This window comes from Paraburkholderia sp. A3BS-1L, assembly GCF_051125215.1.
Lineage (GTDB): Bacteria > Pseudomonadota > Gammaproteobacteria > Burkholderiales > Burkholderiaceae > Paraburkholderia.
The window spans coordinates 2026494-2042435 of the sequence record NZ_CP120442.1 but is presented as its reverse complement, the minus strand read 5'-3'; the positions used below and the strand labels follow the sequence as shown (position 1 = coordinate 2042435).

Genomic DNA, 15942 nt, shown 5'->3' with positions numbered 1-15942 from the left:
CCATGTCATTTTCGCTGATGCCCTGCGTGTACCGGTGCCATGCTCAATGCACGCTGTGAACGTGCAAGGTGCGCGACTCGAAACGCTGCGAGAGTTCCTCCGAAGGCAATGCCTTGCAGACGAGCCATCCCTGAATATGGTCGCAACCCATCTTCGTGAGCAGCTCGCGCTGCGCCTCGGTCTCGACGCCTTCGGCCACGAGTTCGAGTTCGAGCGTGCGCGCGAGGCCCACCACGGCATTGACGATCGCCTGATCGTTGCGTGAGGTTAGCAGGTTCACGACGAAGCTGCGGTCAATCTTCAGCTTCGAAAGCGGAAAGCGCTGCAAATACGCGAGACTCGAATAGCCGGTGCCGAAGTCGTCCACCGCAAAGCGGATGCCGAGCGCCGTGAGCTCCTCGAGCAGCGCGACGGCGTGCTGCGGATCATGCATCAGCACGCTTTCGGTGATCTCGAAGACAAGCCGGCGCGGATCGATGCCAGTGAGCCGGAGCGCTTCTTCGACGCCTTCCTTGAAGCGCGGATTGCGGAACTGCTGCGGCGACACATTGACCGCGATGTACTGCAAGGCAATGCCTTGCTCGTCCCATTGGGTCAGTTGCATGCAGGCCGCTTTCAAAACCCAGTTGCCGAGATAATTAATCAGGCCGACGGACTCTGCAAGCGGGATAAATGTCGATGGCGACACGTCGCCGTGCAAGGGATGCTGCCAGCGCATCAACGCCTCGACCCCGACCACGCCGTGCGTGGCGCTGCTCGTGATGGGCTGGAACGCGAGCGAAAACTCGCCGTTGCGCACGCCGTCGTGGAGATCCGATTCGAGCTTGAGGCGCAGCGTGTCGGTCGGGTCGTGGTCGGCCACGTGCAGCATCAGCGTGTTGCCGCCCGCGGCCTTGGCCTGTTGCAGCGCCTGGTCGGCGCGGCGGATGAGCGAGGGGCTGTCCGCCTGCATGTCGCCGTCGTTGCTCTCGCAGCAGTCCGCGTGCTGCTCGGGATAAAACGCGATGCCGATGCTCGCCGCCAGATGCACCGGCTGGTCGCGAAACGAATACGGTTGCAGGATCGACGTGAGCAGGCGGCGCGCGAGCGTTTCGGCGGCGCTGCGGATATCGGCGGGCGGCGTGATCAGAATCGCGAACTCGTCGCTGCCCGTGCGCGCGATGAACTCGCCTTGCTGGGTCAGGTGCGCGAGGCGGCGCGCGGTTTCGCGCAGCAGCTCGTCGCCGGCGTCGTAGCCGAGCGCGCGGTTCACGCGCTGATAGTCGTCGAGATCGAGCAGCAAAAGGGCGATCGGCGTGCCGCGGCGGTCGGCTTCGGCTAGCGCGCGTTCGAGCTCGGGCTCGAGCGCCGCCTGGTTCGGCAGGTCCGTGAGCGGATCGTGGTGGAGCGCGTGCGTGAGCCGGATCTGCGCGCGCTGCCAGTCCGAGACGTCGAAGCCGGCCACGGAGAAGCCGTCCACGCCCGCATAGGCGGCGCGCTGCACGCGCAGCTCGACGGCGAGCGGGTAGGTGAGCGCTTTCACGAGATCGATCGTGTCTTTTTCGACTGCGCCGCTCGCCAGTGCTCGGGCGAACAGCGCGTCGAGCCGCGCGAGATCGCCCGGCGCGACGAGGTCGTGCAGCGACGCGCCGAGCAGGAACTCGCGGTGATAACCGGCAAAGCGCAGGCTCGCGTCGGAGACGTAGAGAAAGCGCAGGTTGCGGTCCACGTGCACGAGGAAATCCACCGCGGCGGCGGTCTGCTCGAACGCGCGCGAGACCGCGTCGGACCCGGCGGCCTTGCCTGCTGCGGCGTGCGCGGGGTCCCGGCCGTCCGCGGCCGGCGCAGCGGCCGGGTGGCCGGGCGCACCATCCGCTCCATCCGCACAGGCGAGCAGGGCGCCGCAGCGGGCCCCGTCCTGCTCGCCTGTGCGCCCGGCGCGTGGCCGCAGGCGGTCCACGACCGCGCGCAGCCACCCCGGGAGGGGCGCGGTAATCCTGTTCGCTTCCATGTATGTATCGCTGGCAACCTGTGTACGTGTCTGCGGGGCGAGCCGGGCACGCCGCTTGACGTGCCCATCAGACCGAGATATCGACTGCCGCGGCGAAATCTTTAGCTATCGGGGGAAAATCGGCCGCGCAGCCATCTCGCGGTGCGAGGCAATGCACGCGCGCGCCGCACCCTGCGCGTGCCGGCGGAGTGTGTTCCAATAGGGCCGTCGCTGGACGCGGCGGGACCGCGCCGCAGTCCGTGCCGCAGTCGGCGCTGCTGACCATGGCCACGCCTCGCCGCCCGTGTTCCGGGCTGCCGCGCTGGCCCGAACCGGCGACGCATTCGAAGCCATACGAGGACATCCGACATGAAACCGAGGTATTTCGCGGCGGGGGCTGCGGCGCTCGTGTGCGCCGGATTCGCGTTCTTCACCCTGAGCGCGCAGGCGACGCTCAAGCCGGGCGACTCCGCGCCCGATTTCACGACGCAGGCGTCGCTGGGCGGCAAGACCTATACCTACTCGCTGGCCAGCGAACTCAAGAAAGGGCCGGTGGTGCTGTACTTCTATCCGGCGGCGTTCACCAAGGGCTGCACGATCGAGGCGCATGATTTTGCCGAGGCCGTCGACCAGTACAAGCAGTACGGCGCGACCGTGATTGGCGTTTCGCACGACAACATCGATACGCTCACGAAGTTCTCGGTGAGCGAGTGCCGCAGCAAGTTTCCGGTTGCCGCCGACGAGGATTCGAAGATCATCAAGTCTTACGACGCGTCGATGCCGATGCACGAGGCCATGGCCAACCGGGTTTCCTACGTGATCGCCCCGGACGGCAAGATCATCTACGAATACACGAGCCTCTCGCCCGACAAGCACGTGGAGAACACGTTGCGCGCCGTGAAGGAATGGGCCGCGCAGCATCCGCAACAATAATCGCCATGACGGCGGCGCGTAGCACGTCTCGTGCCGCGCGCTGCCGGCCGCGCGTTGCGCTTGCGATGCGGCAAACCCGTGCTATCGCTGCGGGGCCGCGCCTGCCGTGCGCTGGTATCGTGCAGCTTTTCGGTTTTCCGCATTGGTGTCCATCAGGCGCCCGCAGCCCTTGCGCGCCTGCGGATTCCGTCTTCGTATGCCCATTCTCGTTCTTCTTCTCGCATTTGCCGCGCTCGTTTATGGCGCCGTGTGGTCGTTTCAGACGCTGGCCGAGAGGCTGGGCGCGGACGTGGCGATTGGCGCGTCGGCCGTGGTCGTAGCGGCGTTCGCCACGCTGCTTGCGAACTGGTTGCAGCACCGCCGCGAAGTGGCGCCGAACCTGCGCGGCGAGGGCGACTGGACCCATCGCGTCGCGGGCGCGTGGGGCGAGGCGCGGCTCGCGGCCGGCAAGCGGCTGTGCGAAATCAAGCTCGGCGAGACGCGTGGCGCGTACATCTTCGCAGACCTCCAGGGCGCTCAGCCCGCGCGTGACGCGAGCGGCTGGCAGGTCGAGCTTCGCGTGGCCGACGCGGGCCGGCCGCTCTGGTCGCTGCCGATGTCGAGCGAGCGCGAGGCGAAGCGCTGGGCGCGGATTTTTACGCTGGCGATGGCGCAGAAACTTTGAAACGCAGCGCGGGGTCGAACGCTGCTTGCCTGAACTCATCGGAATTGCCTATGCCTCGCAGTTTTTTTCGCAGCTTTTGTGCAGCACTGACGCTCGCGGCCACAAGTGCCGCCTTCTTGACCGCCTGCGACCAGCAGAAAGTCGCCGATGCCGTAAACGCCGTCAAACCCGACTCGATGGCCTTCGGCGGCCTGAAAATCGGCGTTTCGACGGTCGAGGACGTGCGGCGTCAGGCGGGCAAGCCGGAGATGGTGTGGGAGGACGACGACGGCGCGCAGCGCCTCGAATATCCGCGCGGCCCGAACCGCCTGACCACGTGGATGCTCGACTTCGACGCCAACGGCAAGCTGGTCGCGATGACCCAGGCGCTCACGGCGGGCAATATCGCGCAGGTCGTTCCCGGCATGACGCAAGACGAGGTGCGCCGCCTGCTCGGCAAGCCCGCCACGATCGCGAAGTACGCGCTGAGCCACGAGGAAGTGTGGAGCTGGCATTGGGCCGAAGGCGGCGTGGCCGGGGACGGCATGTTCAACGCCCATTTTTCGCCCGATGGGCTCGTGGTCCGTACGTCGCGCTCGGATGCGCCCGGACATGAGCAGCACTGAAGAAGCTTGCTGGCGGCTGAGTCCCGGGAATCGGGCAGCCGCCCCGCCCATCCAGCCTCTACCTCCTCACTCCAGCACCCTCGGCGGCGGCTCCACGCGCCCGCGCTTCGCATCCCACCACACGCGCAGGCGATCCATGTACAGATACACCACCGGCGTCGTATAGAGCGTCAGCGCCTGGCTCAGGATCAGCCCGCCCACGATCGAGATGCCGAGCGGCGCGCGCAGCTCCGCGCCTTCGCCGCGCCCGAACGCGAGCGGCAGTGCGCCCAGCAGCGCCGCGCAGGTCGTCATCATGATCGGCCTGAAGCGCAGCAGGCAGGCCTGATAGATCGCGTCGCGCGAACTCAGGCCCTGGCGCGACGCGTCGATCGCGAAGTCCACCATCATGATCGCGTTCTTCTTCACGATGCCGATCAGCAAGATCACGCCGATCAGCGCAATGATGCTGAACTCGGTCTTGAACAGCAGCAGCGCGAGCAGCGCGCCCACGCCCGCCGAAGGCAGCGTCGAGAGAATCGTGAGCGGGTGGATATAGCTCTCGTAGAGGATGCCCAGCACGATATACACCGCCGCGAGCGCCGCCAGAATCAAGAGCGGCTGGTTGTTCAGCGACTGCTGGAACGCCTGCGCCGTGCCCTGGAAGCTGCCGTGGATGGTCTGCGGCATGCCGATCTCGGCCATCGTGTCGTAGATGACCCGGGTGGCGTCCGAGAGCGACTTGCCCGGCGGCAGGTTGAACGAGATCGTCGAGGCCACGAACTGGCTCTGGTGATTCACCGAGAGCGGCGTCGTGCCCGGTCCGAACGAGGCGATCGCCGAGAGCGGGATCATGGTTTCCTTCGTCGTGGAGACGGCCGCGCCCGAGGACGCGCTCGACTTGCCGCTCGCCGCGATCGAGTTGATCGCGAGATTGCGCGCCGAGTCGGCGGCAATGGCCGCGGCGCTCGCCGCCGAGCTTGTGCCTGATTTTGCGCCCGTGCCGCCCGTCGACGCTTTCGACGTGGCCGGCCCCGTGACCGTGCCCGCCGTTGCGTTGGTGCTCTGCGCGCCGCTCGCGCTGCCGCCTGAGGTGCTCACCCAGATCTGATTGAGCATGTCCGGGCTTTGCCAGTACTTCGGCGCGACTTCCATCACCACGTGGTACTGGTTGAGCGGGTTGTAGATGGTCGAGACCTGACGCTGGCCGAAGGCGTCGTAGAGCGTGTTGTCGATCTGCGCAGGCTTGATGTTCAGGCGCGCGGCGCTCGCGCGGTCGATCGTGACCATCGATTCGAGGCCGCCTTGCTGCTGGTCCGAATTCACGTCGGCGAGTTCGGGGCGCGCCTGCAGCGCTTCGGTGAGCTTCGGCGCCCACTTGTAGAGATCGGCGGTGTTGTCGGCGAGCAGCGTGAACTGATACTGCGCGTTCGACTGCCGCCCGCCCACGCGGATGTCCTGCACGCTCTGCAGGAAGGTGCGCGCGCCCGCCACGTGCGAGAGCGGTCCGCGCAGCTGCGCGATCACTTGATCCGCGGACAGCTTGCGCTCGCTCTTGGGCTTGAGCGAGACGAACATGAAGCCCGAGTTGGTCGCGCGCCCGCCCGTGAAGCCCACCACCTGATCGACAGCCGGATTCTCGCCGACGATCTTCATCATCTCCGCGAACTTCACCTTCATCGCCTGGAACGAGGTCGACTGGTCGGCCTGGATGCCGCCCACGAGGCGCCCCGTGTCCTGCTGCGGGAAGAAGCCCTTGGCGATGTTCACGTAGAGCACGACGTTCAGCGCGATGGTGGAGATGAGCGTCATGAGGATCAGGCGCGGATGCGCAAGCGCCCAGCCGAGCGTGTGCTCGTAGCCGCGGTGCAGGCGCGTGAAGCCGCGCTCCAGCCATTGCCCGAAGCGGCTTTGCTTCCTCTTTTCGTGCGGCTGCTCGAGCAGGCGCGAGCACATCATCGGCGTGAGCGTGAGCGACACCACGAGCGACACGCCGATCGCAAGCGAGAGCGTGAGAGCGAACTCGCGAAAGAGGCGCCCGACGATGCCGCCCATCAGCAGGATGGGCAGGAACACGGCCACCAGCGAGACGCTGATCGAAAGCACCGTGAAGCCCACCTCGCGCGCGCCGAGCAGCGCGGCCCGCCGGCGCGGCACGCCGTTCTCGAGGTGGCGCGAGATGTTCTCCAGCACGACGATGGCGTCGTCGACGACGAAGCCGGTCGCGATGGTGAGCGCCATCAGCGAGAGGTTGTCGAGCGAGAAGCCCATCAGGTACATGGCCGCGAAGGTGCCGATGATCGAGATGGGCACCGCCACGCTCGGAATCAGCGTCGCGCGCCAGTTGCGCAGGAACAGGAACACCACCATCACCACGAGCGCCACGGCGATCATGAGCGTGTGCTCGGTGTCCTTGAGCGAGGCGCGGATCGTGACCGAGCGGTCCGAGGCGGGGGTCACCTCGACATCGGCGGGCAGCGACGCCTTCAGTTGCGGCAGCATCGCGACCACGCGGTCCACCGTCTCGATGATGTTCGCGCCGGGCTGGCGGTAGAGGATCACGAGCACCGAGCGTTTGCCGTTGGCAAGGCCGAGGTTGCGCAGGTCCTCGACCGAATCGACCACTTCGCCCACGTCGGAGAGCTTCACGCCCGCGCCGTTGCGGTAGGCGATCACGAGGTCCTTGTATTGGCTCGCCTTGCTCGCCTGGTCGTTGGTGTAGAGCTGGTAGCGCTTGGGGCCGAACTCGATGTCGCCCTTCGGGCTGTTCGCATTGGCCGAGGCCAGCGCCGCGCGCACGTCTTCCAGGCCGATGCCGTAGTGAAACAGGGCGTGCGGCTCCAGTTCCACGCGCACGGCCGGGTTAGCCGAGCCGCTCACGTCGACTTCGCCCACGCCGTCCACCTGCGAGAGCGATTGCTGGAGCACCGTGGCCGCCGAGTCGTAGAGCTGGCCCGCGCTGAGCGTGGGCGAGGTGAGCGCGAGGATCAGGATGGGCGCGTCGGCGGGGTTGACCTTGTGGTAGGTCGGGTTCTGCCGCAGGCTCGACGGCAGGTCGGCGCGTGCGGCGTTGATGGCGGCCTGCACGTCGCGCGCGGCGCCGTCGATGTCGCGGTTCAGGCCGAATTGCAGCGTGATGCGTGTGCTGCCCACCGAGCTCTGCGAGGTCATCTCGGAGACGTCGGCGATCGAGCCCAGGTGCCGCTCCAGCGGGCTTGCCACGCTGGTGGCCACGGTTTCCGGGCTCGCGCCCGGCAGCGACGCCTGCACGGAGATGGTGGGGAAGTCCACCTGCGGCAAGGGCGCGACCGGCAGCTTCGCGAACGCGAAGAGCCCCGCGAGCGCGATGCCGAGCGCGAGCAGCGTGGTGGCGACGGGGCGGTTGATGAACGGGCGCGAGAGATTCATCGCGTCAGTGCTCCGGCGGGGACGAAGGCGCGGGCGGCGTGGGTGGCGTTGGGCGCGAGCCGCCGCCGAAGCGTTGGCGCATGCGCGTCGCAAGCCGGTCGAACGCCAGGTAGATCACGGGCGTGGTGAATAGCGTGAGCGCCTGGCTCACGATCAGCCCGCCCGCGATGGCGATGCCGAGCGGCCGGCGCAGCTCCGAGCCCGCGCCGGTGCCGAGCACCAGCGGCAGCGCGCCCAGCAATGCGGCCAGCGTGGTCATCATGATCGGCCGGAAGCGCAGCAGGCAGGCCTGATAGATCGCCTCGCGCGGCGGCTTGCCTTCGTTGCGCTCGGCGTCGAGCGCGAAGTCGATCATCATGATCGCGTTCTTCTTCACGATGCCGATCAACAGCACGATACCAATGATGCCGATGATGTCGAGGTCGTGCCCGGTCATGATCAGCGCGAGCAGCGCGCCGATGCCAGCGGACGGCAGCGTCGAGAGAATCGTGATCGGATGCACGAAGCTCTCGTAGAGTACGCCCAGCACGATGTACATCGTCACGATGGCCGCGAGGATCAGGAACAGCTCGTTGGCGAGCGAGGCCTGGAACGCGAGCGCCGCGCCCTGGAAGCGCGTCTGGAACGAGCCCGGCAAGCCGATTTCCTGCTCGGCCTGCTGGATCGCCTTGACCGCCGCGCCCAGCGACGCGCCCGGCGCGAGGTTGAACGAGATGGTGGTGGCCGGGAACTGCGAGAGGTGCGAAACCAGCAGCGGCGCGGGCCGCTCGTGAAACTTCGCGATGGCCGAGAGCGGCACCTGGCCCGCGGTCGAGGTCGAGGAGGGCAGGTAGATCGAGTTCAGCGAATCCGTGTAGTGCTGCATCACGGGATCGGCTTCGAGAATCACGCGGTACTGGTTCGACTGCGTGAAGATCGTCGAGATGATGCGCTGGCCGTAGGCGTCGTAGAGCGCGTTGTCGACGGTCGCGGGCGTGATGCCGTAGCGCGCCGCGCTGGCGCGGTCGATCTCGATGAACACCGACTGGCCCTGGTCCTGCAGGTCGGTCGCCACGTCCGCAAGCTCGGGCAGTTGCCCGAGCCGGTGCGCGAGCTTGGGCACCCAGGTGGTGAAGTCCTGGATGTTGGGCGTCGTGAGCATGAACTGGTACTGCGTCGGGCTCACCGTGGAGTCGATCGTGAGGTCCTGCACCGGCTGCATGTAAAGCGACGCGCCCGTGATGTGCGACACCGACTGCTGGAGGTCGCGAATGATCTGGCTCGCCGTTTCGCTGCGGTCGTCGCGCGGCTTCAGGTTGATGAGCATGCGCCCGCTATTGAGCGTGATGTTGGTGCCGTCCACGCCGATGAACGAGGTGAGGCTCTCCACGTTCTCGTTCTTGAGAATCTCCGCGGCGAGCGCTTGCTGGCGCTCGGCCATCGACGCGTACGAGACCGCCTGCGGGGCCTGGGTGATCGCCTGGATCACGCCGGTGTCCTGCACGGGGAAGAAGCCCTTGGGCACCACCACGTAGAGGATGCCGGTGAGCACGAGCGTGGCGAAGAACACGAGCATCGTGAGCCGCTGGCGCGCGAGCACCCATTCGAGCGCGACGCCGTAGCGCGCGATCACGTGTTCGAAGAACGCATGCATGCGTGCTTCGAAGCAGTGGCTCTCGGGCGGCGGCGTGTGGCGCAGCATCTTCGCGCACATCATCGGCACGAGCGTGAGCGAGACCACGGCCGAGATCACGATGGTCACCGCGAGCGTGATCGCGAATTCGTGAAACAGCCGGCCTACGACATCGCCCATGAAGAGCAGCGGAATCAGCACCGCGATCAGCGAAACCGTGAGCGAGATGATAGTGAAGCCGATCTGCTTCGAACCCTTGAGCGCGGCTTCGAGCGGCGTTTCGCCGTCCTCCACGTAGCGCGCGATGTTCTCGATCATGACGATGGCGTCGTCCACCACGAAACCGGTGGCGATCGTGAGCGCCATCAGCGAGAGGTTGTCGAGCGAGAAGCCACACAGGTACATGACCGCGAGTGTGCCGATCAGCGAGAGCGGCACCGAAAGGCTCGGAATGATGGTCGCGTAGATGTTGGCGAGGAACAGGTACATCACCAGCACTACCAGCACCACCGACATCAGCAGCTCGAACTGCACATCGCGCACCGAGGCGCGGATCGTGGTGGTGCGGTCGGTGACGATCTGCACGTCGAGCGAGGCGGGCAGCGCTTCCTGCAACTGCGGCAGGATCTTCTTGACGCTGTCCACCACCTGGATCACGTTGGCGCCCGGCTGGCGCTGCACGTTCAGGATGATCGCGGGCGTGCTGTCCACCCATGCGCCGAGCTTGGTGTTCTCGGCGCCCTGCACGATGTTCGCGACATCGGTGAGCATCACTGGGCGGCCGTTGCGGTAGGCGATCACGGCGTCTTTATAGGCTTCGGCGTCCGTCAACTGGTCGTTCGCGTCGATCGTGTACGCGCGCGTGGGACCATCGAAGCTGCCCTTGGGCGTGTTGACGTTCAGGTTCGAGATGCTCGTGCGCAGGTCATCGAGATTCAGGCCGTAGGCCGCGAGCGCGCGCGGATTCGCCTGGATGCGCACGGCCGGGCGCTGGCCGCCCGTGACGCTCACGAGGCCCACGCCCGCGACCTGCGAGATCTTTTGTGCGAGGCGCGTGTCGGCGAGGTCCTGGACCTGCGTGAGCGGCAGCGTCTTCGAGGTGATCGCGAGCGTGAGGATCGGCGCGTCGGCGGGATTGACCTTGGCGTAGATCGGCGGTGCGGGCAGGTCCGACGGCAGCAGGTTGCCCGCCGCGTTGATGGCCGCCTGCACTTCCTGCTCGGCGACGTCGAGCGGCAGATCGAGGCTGAACTGCAGGGTGATGACTGAGGAGCCCGCCGAGCTACGCGACGACATCTGGTTGAGCGACGGCATCTGGCCGAACTGGCGCTCGAGCGGCGCGGTGACCGAGGAGGTCATCACTTCCGGGCTCGCGCCCGGATAGAAGGTCTGCACCTGGATGGTCGGGTAATCGACCGTGGGCAGGGCGGAAAGCGGCAGGAAACGCAGCGCGACGAGGCCGACCAGCATGATCGCCGCCATGAGCAGCGCCGTGCCGACCGGACGCAGAATAAAGGCGCGGGATGGATTCATGCGGCTTACTGGCCCTCAGCGCCGGATGCCTGGCGGCGATGGCCGTGGTGGGCACCCGAAGCGCCCGACGCCGCACTGGCCCCCGATGCGCCGCCTTGTGGGCCTGAGGCCCCCGATGCACCCGAAGCGTGTTTGGCCCGCGCAGCGGGAATAGTGATCTTCGAGCCTTCGCGCAGGCGGTCCGAGCCGTCGGTCACGATGCGCTCGCCTACGGCGAGGCCCGAGGCGATGCTGGTGCGCTCGGCGTCCACCGGGCCGACCTTCACGAGCCGCACCGTCACGGTGTTGTCGGGCTTCACCACATAGACATATGCGCCCTGCGAGCCGTTGAGCACCGCGGAGGTGGGCACGATCACCGCGTCGTGGATCGTGTCGACGAGCAGCCGCGCATTGACGAACTGATTCGGGAACAGCGAGCCGTCGCCGTTGGCGAAGCTCGCGCGCAGCTTCACGGTGCCGGTCGTGGTGTCGATCTGGTTGTCGAGGGTTTGCAGGAAGCCGCTTTCGAGCAGCGTGGTGTTGCTGCGGTCGTAGGCCGACACCGACATCTTCGTGCCTGCGCGCAACTGTTTCAGGATGGACGGCAGATTGTCTTCCGAGGTCGTGAAGATCACGCTGATCGGCTGCAACTGCGTGAGCACGACGATGCCATTGGTGTCGCCGGGCGTCACGTAGTTGCCCGGATCGACCTGGCGCAGGCCCACGCGTCCGGAAACCGGCGCGGTGATGCGCGCATAGGCGAGGTCGAGCTTGTAGGTGTCGATGTTGGCCTGATCCGACTTGACTGTGCCCTCGTACTGCTTCACGAGCGAGCTTTGCGTGTCGACCTGCTGGCTCGCGATCGAGTCCTGGGCGAGCAGCGTCTGGTAGCGCTTGAGGTCGAGGCGCGCGGTGGCGAGCAGCGCCTGATCGCGCGCGAGCTGGCCTTGGGCATTGGCGAGCGAGATCTGATAGGGACGCGGGTCGATCTGCGCGAGCACGTCGCCTTTGTTCACCATCTGGCCTTCCTCGAAGTTCACGCTTTGCAGCGTGCCGGAAAGTTGCGTGCGCACCGTGACGGCGGCGAGCGGCGTGACCGTGCCAAGCGCCGTGATGACAATGGGCATGTCGCCGGATTTCGCGGTTGCCACGCTGACCGGCTGCGGTAGATTCGCCATCGCACCGGGACCGCCGTGGCGCATGCGAGCACCGCTTGCAGCAGTGGAGCTGGCCGCGCCGTTCGGGTTCTTGTTCCAGGGCTGCCAGCGCAGCAGCCCGATCGTGGCGACGGCCAGCACGATGGCAAGCGCGATCAGCTTGCCGCGGCGCTTGCGCGGCGCCGGTCCGCCCGATGCGGCAGGGGAGGACGGGGTATCTCGACGAGGGGAATCCGGGCGCTGTTCTTCTTTATCCATCGGTCAGGTCGGTAACAAAATCGGTGACGTGCTTGTCGGTTGAGCGGATTGGTCGGGCGCGCGCCCGTGGTCGTGCATGGATCGCGCGTGGGTCACGCATGGGGCACGCGTGGGTCACGTATGACGCGATGCTACGCGAGACGCGCGTAAGGTCGATGTCAGGTGCTTGTCGGGAAGCAAGCCGATGAGACGCCAGGCAGTTCTGCGCCCCCGGCGCCTTGTTGGCTGACCGATGCAGCCAAAAAGCATGATGCTACGTTGCTGGCTCCGTAACAGTCCAGCACCGTATCTTTCGGTGCATTACGCCGGTTACAGCTCCCCGCGGGCGTGGTGGGAAGCGATCGGCGAAGATCGGCAAATGGGTGCGTGAAAATTGGGGTTATATCAATCCAGCGAGAATTGGACGGAAATGTTTGATTGTTCACGTATTCTGGCGAGATTTTGCTTGACTTAGTCAGCATCTGGATAAAAAATCGACCGCACTTTCGACATGACCGCGAAGGTCCCGAAGCATGCCGAGAACCCTGCAAGTCTTGCGGGGTTTTTAAGTATCTCGGAGTATGCATTTTGCATAAATGCGGCGGCCCGGTCATCGTTCGATTACCGTCTCTCAGGTTCTAGCACGGCCCTCGGAATGGCTAGAACTTTTCAAAGCGTCACGTTCGCACGTGGCGCTTTTTTTTCGCCTGATGGGTTGCTCGCGCCCGCCGCTCGCATCGTTATCAAACAAATCAGGAAGCCAAAATTTATTCTTGACTATCTTGTAATTGTTTAACAAGAATATATCCACGGCTCGTACATCATTTTCTGAATAGTTCGCGCGAGCCACCCCAAGAGGTCATTTCGAATGAGCGATATCGACCCGGTGCGAAAATCAGAGGAGCTGCGCAGCTTCCTGTTCCTGACCGTCGTCATGGTCCCCGTGCTCACGGTAGCGCTCATCGCCGCATACGGATTCGCGGTGTGGTTTTACCAATTGCTGATCGGCGGTCCACCACACTGATTATTAGGTATCCATAACGAATATTATCTGAGGGCGGCACTGCCATGTCCGTCGAAACTCGAAGTGCAACCTGCGAAAAGGCCACCTCCCACGAGTTTCATGTAGCGGGGGTCGTGATATACGCCCAAAGCGATCGGTGCGAGAGCATCTCCCACACCCTCGGCATGCTGCCCGGCGCGCAGGTCCATGCCGCGACGCCGGACGGCCGCATGGTCGTCACGCTCGAGGGCGCGCACTCGCGGGCGATCGAAGAGCAGCTCAGCGCAATCAATGCTTTGCCGGGGGTCCATGCCTCCGCGCTCGTCTATCAGCATCACGAGAGCATCGAATCGCCGGAATAGGGGGAGTTTGTCGATGAAGCTGACCCGTCGCGAATTCATCAAGCAAACCGCGGCAACGGCCGCCGCCGCGGCTGCGGGCGTTACCTTGCCAGGCGGTGCGGTGCTGGCGGCGGACGACGACCTCAAGTGGTCCAAGGCGCCTTGCCGCTTTTGCGGCACCGGCTGCGGCGTGCAGGTCGGCGTGAAGAACGACAAGGTGGTCGCCACGCTGGCCGACCCGCAGGCGGAGGTCAACCGCGGCCTGAACTGCGTGAAGGGCTATTTCCTCTCGAAGATCATGTACGGGCAGGATCGGCTCACGACGCCGCTGCTGCGCATGAAAGACGGCAAGTACGACAAGAATGGCGAGTTCGCGCCGGTCTCCTGGGATCGGGCCTTCGACGAGATGGCCGCGCAATGGAAGCGCGTGCTCAAGGACAAGGGGCCGACGGCGGTGGGCATGTTCGGCTCCGGCCAGTGGACCGTCTGGGAAGGGTATGCAGCGGTCAAGCTGATGAAGGCCGGCTTTCGCAGCAACAACATCGACCCGAATGCGCGGCACTGCATGGCCTCAGCCGTCCAGGGGTTCATGCGCACGTTCGGGATGGACGAGCCGATGGGCTGCTACGACGATATCGAGCAGACCGACGCGTTCGTGCTGTGGGGATCGAACATGGCCGAGATGCACCCGGTGCTGTGGACCCGGGTGACGTCGCGCCGCCTCAGCGCGCCGAAGACCAAGGTGGTGGTGCTTTCGACCTTCGAGCACCGCTCATGCGAGCTCGCTGACGAAACGATCGTGTTCACGCCGCAGGGCGACCTCGCGGTGCTCAACTACATCGCGAACTACATCATCAAGAACGGCAAGGTCAATCGCGACTTCGTCGACAAATACACGGTGTTCAAGCAGGGCAATGCCGACATCGGCTACGGGCTGCGCCCCGACCACCCGCTGCAGAAGGCGGCGCAGAACGCCAAGGATCCGGGCGGGGCCAAGCCGATCACCTACGACGAGTTTGCAAAGTTCGTCTCGAAGTACGACGCCACATATGTGACCAAGATTTCGGGTGTGTCGAAAGCGAAGCTCGACCAGCTCGCGCAGCTTTACGCCGATCCCAACATCAAGGTCGTGTCGTTCTGGACCATGGGTTTCAACCAGCATACGCGCGGGGTGTGGGCCAACAACATGGTCTACAACCTGCACCTGCTGACCGGCAAGATCTCGACGCCCGGCAACAGTCCGTTTTCGCTCACGGGGCAGCCGTCCGCGTGCGGCACCGCGCGCGAGGTGGGCACGTTCTCGCATCGTCTGCCCGCCGACATGGTCGTGACCAACCCGAAGCATCGGGAAACGGCGGAGCGCATCTGGGCGTTGCCTGCGGGCACGATTCCCGAAAAGCCCGGGTATCACGCGGTGCTGCAGAACCGCATGTTGCGCGATGGCAAGCTCAACGTGTACTGGGTGCAAGTCAACAACAACATGCAAGCCGCCGCGAACCTGAACGAGGAGGGGCTGCCGGGCTATCGCAACCCCGCGAACTTCATCGTGGTCTCCGACGCGTATCCCACCGTCACAGCCGTGGCCGCGGACCTGATCCTGCCCACTGCGATGTGGGTCGAGAAGGAGGGGGCGTACGGCAATGCCGAGCGGCGCACGCAGTTCTGGCATCAACTGGTGGCGCCGCCGGGTGAAGCGCGCTCGGACTTGTGGCAACTCGTGGAGTTTTCGAAGCGCTTCAAGGTCGAGGAAGTCTGGCCCGCGGATCTGCTGGCGAAAAAGCCCGAATATAAGGGCAAGACGCTCTACGACATCCTTTACCGCAATGGGCAGGTCGACAAGTTCCCGCTCAAGGACGCCGATGCCGGCTACCGCAACGACGAGGTCAAAGCGTTCGGCTTTTATATCCAGAAGGGGCTGTTCGAGGAATATGCGAGCTTCGGCCGGGGCCACGGCCACGATCTCGCGCCGTTCGACGCCTATCACAAGGCGCGCGGTCTGCGCTGGCCGGTGGTCGACGGCAAGGAAACGCGCTGGCGCTACAAGGAAGGCACGGATCCCTATGTCAAGGCGGGAACCGGATGGCAGTTCTACGGCAATCCCGATGGCCGCGCCGTGATTTTCGCGCTGCCGTACGAACCGGCCGCCGAGTCGCCGGACAAGGAGTTTCCGTTCTGGCTGGTCACCGGGCGCGTGCTCGAGCACTGGCATTCGGGATCGATGACGCGGCGGGTGCCGGAGCTTTATCGCGCGTTTCCCAATGCAGTGTGCTTCATGCATCCGGACGACGCGAAGGCAATGGGCGTGCGCCGCGGCACCGAGGTCAAGGTGATGTCGAGACGGGGCTACATTCTCACGCGCATCGAAACGCGCGGGCGCGACCGGCCACCGCGCGGACTCGTGTTCGTTCCGTGGTTCGACTCGAGCCAGTTGATCAACAAGGTCACGCTCGACGCCACCGATCCGATCTCTTTGCAGACCGACTTCAAGAAGTGCGCGGTCAAGATCGTCAGGGTCTAAACGG

The 15942-nt window shown here is 65.3% G+C and carries 10 protein-coding genes; 6 read left to right on the top strand and 4 right to left on the bottom strand.

Annotated elements, in window-relative coordinates:
* Window positions 1-43: 43 nt before the first annotated feature.
* Complete coding sequence (locus tag P5W99_RS09235; protein ID WP_434660336.1) at window positions 44-1990, bottom strand: putative bifunctional diguanylate cyclase/phosphodiesterase; 1947 nt, start codon at window positions 1988-1990, stop codon at window positions 44-46.
* Between the two features lie 348 nt (window positions 1991-2338).
* Here P5W99_RS09235 and P5W99_RS09230 point away from each other — a divergent pair, with 348 nt between their 5' ends.
* From P5W99_RS09230 to bamE, 3 genes are all read left to right on the top strand, one after another.
* Window positions 2339-2902: a peroxiredoxin gene (locus P5W99_RS09230; RefSeq protein WP_421024240.1), complete on the top strand. Its 564-nt coding sequence runs from the start codon at window positions 2339-2341 to the stop codon at window positions 2900-2902.
* 196 nt (window positions 2903-3098) lie between these two features.
* On the top strand, window positions 3099-3566 hold the full coding sequence (locus tag P5W99_RS09225; protein ID WP_434660334.1) for a hypothetical protein: 468 nt from the start codon (window positions 3099-3101) through the stop codon (window positions 3564-3566).
* Window positions 3567-3616: 50 nt separating this feature from the next.
* On the top strand, window positions 3617-4171 hold the full coding sequence (bamE, locus tag P5W99_RS09220; RefSeq protein ID WP_434660333.1) for an outer membrane protein assembly factor BamE domain-containing protein: 555 nt from the start codon (window positions 3617-3619) through the stop codon (window positions 4169-4171).
* Window positions 4172-4237: 66 nt separating this feature from the next.
* Here the strand turns inward: bamE and P5W99_RS09215 are convergent, their stop codons facing one another.
* From P5W99_RS09215 to P5W99_RS09205, 3 genes are read right to left on the bottom strand one after another with little or no spacing between them, the layout of a single operon-like run.
* Window positions 4238-7558, bottom strand: coding sequence for an efflux RND transporter permease subunit (locus tag P5W99_RS09215; protein WP_421024237.1), 3321 nt, complete (start codon window positions 7556-7558; stop codon window positions 4238-4240).
* Between the two features lie 4 nt (window positions 7559-7562).
* Complete coding sequence (locus P5W99_RS09210; protein ID WP_434660330.1) at window positions 7563-10703, bottom strand: MdtB/MuxB family multidrug efflux RND transporter permease subunit; 3141 nt, start codon at window positions 10701-10703, stop codon at window positions 7563-7565.
* 5 nt (window positions 10704-10708) lie between these two features.
* On the bottom strand, window positions 10709-12097 hold the full coding sequence (locus P5W99_RS09205) for an MdtA/MuxA family multidrug efflux RND transporter periplasmic adaptor subunit (RefSeq protein WP_434660328.1): 1389 nt from the start codon (window positions 12095-12097) through the stop codon (window positions 10709-10711).
* 847 nt (window positions 12098-12944) lie between these two features.
* On the opposite strand from P5W99_RS09205, the gene napE reads away from it, so the two are divergent.
* The 3 genes from napE to napA are packed head-to-tail and all read left to right on the top strand — an operon-like array spanning window position 12945 to window position 15938.
* The gene (napE, locus tag P5W99_RS09200; protein WP_035525870.1) at window positions 12945-13100 is read left to right on the top strand and encodes a periplasmic nitrate reductase, NapE protein; all 156 of its coding nucleotides are present in this window, start codon (window positions 12945-12947) and stop codon (window positions 13098-13100) included.
* A 44-nt stretch (window positions 13101-13144) separates the two neighbouring features.
* A complete protein-coding gene (locus P5W99_RS09195; RefSeq protein ID WP_421024234.1) occupies window positions 13145-13441 on the top strand; it encodes a chaperone NapD in 297 nt (98 codons plus the stop codon).
* Between the two features lie 13 nt (window positions 13442-13454).
* Complete coding sequence (napA, locus tag P5W99_RS09190; RefSeq protein ID WP_434660326.1) at window positions 13455-15938, top strand: periplasmic nitrate reductase subunit alpha; 2484 nt, start codon at window positions 13455-13457, stop codon at window positions 15936-15938.
* Window positions 15939-15942 lie beyond the last annotated feature (4 nt).

Excerpts from the sequence above, each read along its gene's own strand:
- P5W99_RS09235 (WP_434660336.1), bottom strand. The coding sequence starts at position 1,990 with ATGGAAGCGAACAGGATTACCGCGCCCCTCCCGGGGTGGCTGCGCGCG.
- P5W99_RS09230 (WP_421024240.1), top strand. The coding sequence starts at position 2,339 with ATGAAACCGAGGTATTTCGCGGCGGGGGCTGCGGCGCTCGTGTGCGCC.
- P5W99_RS09225 (WP_434660334.1), top strand. The coding sequence starts at position 3,099 with ATGCCCATTCTCGTTCTTCTTCTCGCATTTGCCGCGCTCGTTTATGGC.
- bamE (WP_434660333.1), top strand. The coding sequence starts at position 3,617 with ATGCCTCGCAGTTTTTTTCGCAGCTTTTGTGCAGCACTGACGCTCGCG.
- P5W99_RS09215 (WP_421024237.1), bottom strand. The coding sequence starts at position 7,558 with ATGAATCTCTCGCGCCCGTTCATCAACCGCCCCGTCGCCACCACGCTG.
- P5W99_RS09210 (WP_434660330.1), bottom strand. The coding sequence starts at position 10,703 with ATGAATCCATCCCGCGCCTTTATTCTGCGTCCGGTCGGCACGGCGCTG.
- P5W99_RS09205 (WP_434660328.1), bottom strand. The coding sequence starts at position 12,097 with ATGGATAAAGAAGAACAGCGCCCGGATTCCCCTCGTCGAGATACCCCG.
- napE (WP_035525870.1), top strand. The coding sequence starts at position 12,945 with ATGAGCGATATCGACCCGGTGCGAAAATCAGAGGAGCTGCGCAGCTTC.
- P5W99_RS09195 (WP_421024234.1), top strand. The coding sequence starts at position 13,145 with ATGTCCGTCGAAACTCGAAGTGCAACCTGCGAAAAGGCCACCTCCCAC.
- napA (WP_434660326.1), top strand. The coding sequence starts at position 13,455 with ATGAAGCTGACCCGTCGCGAATTCATCAAGCAAACCGCGGCAACGGCC.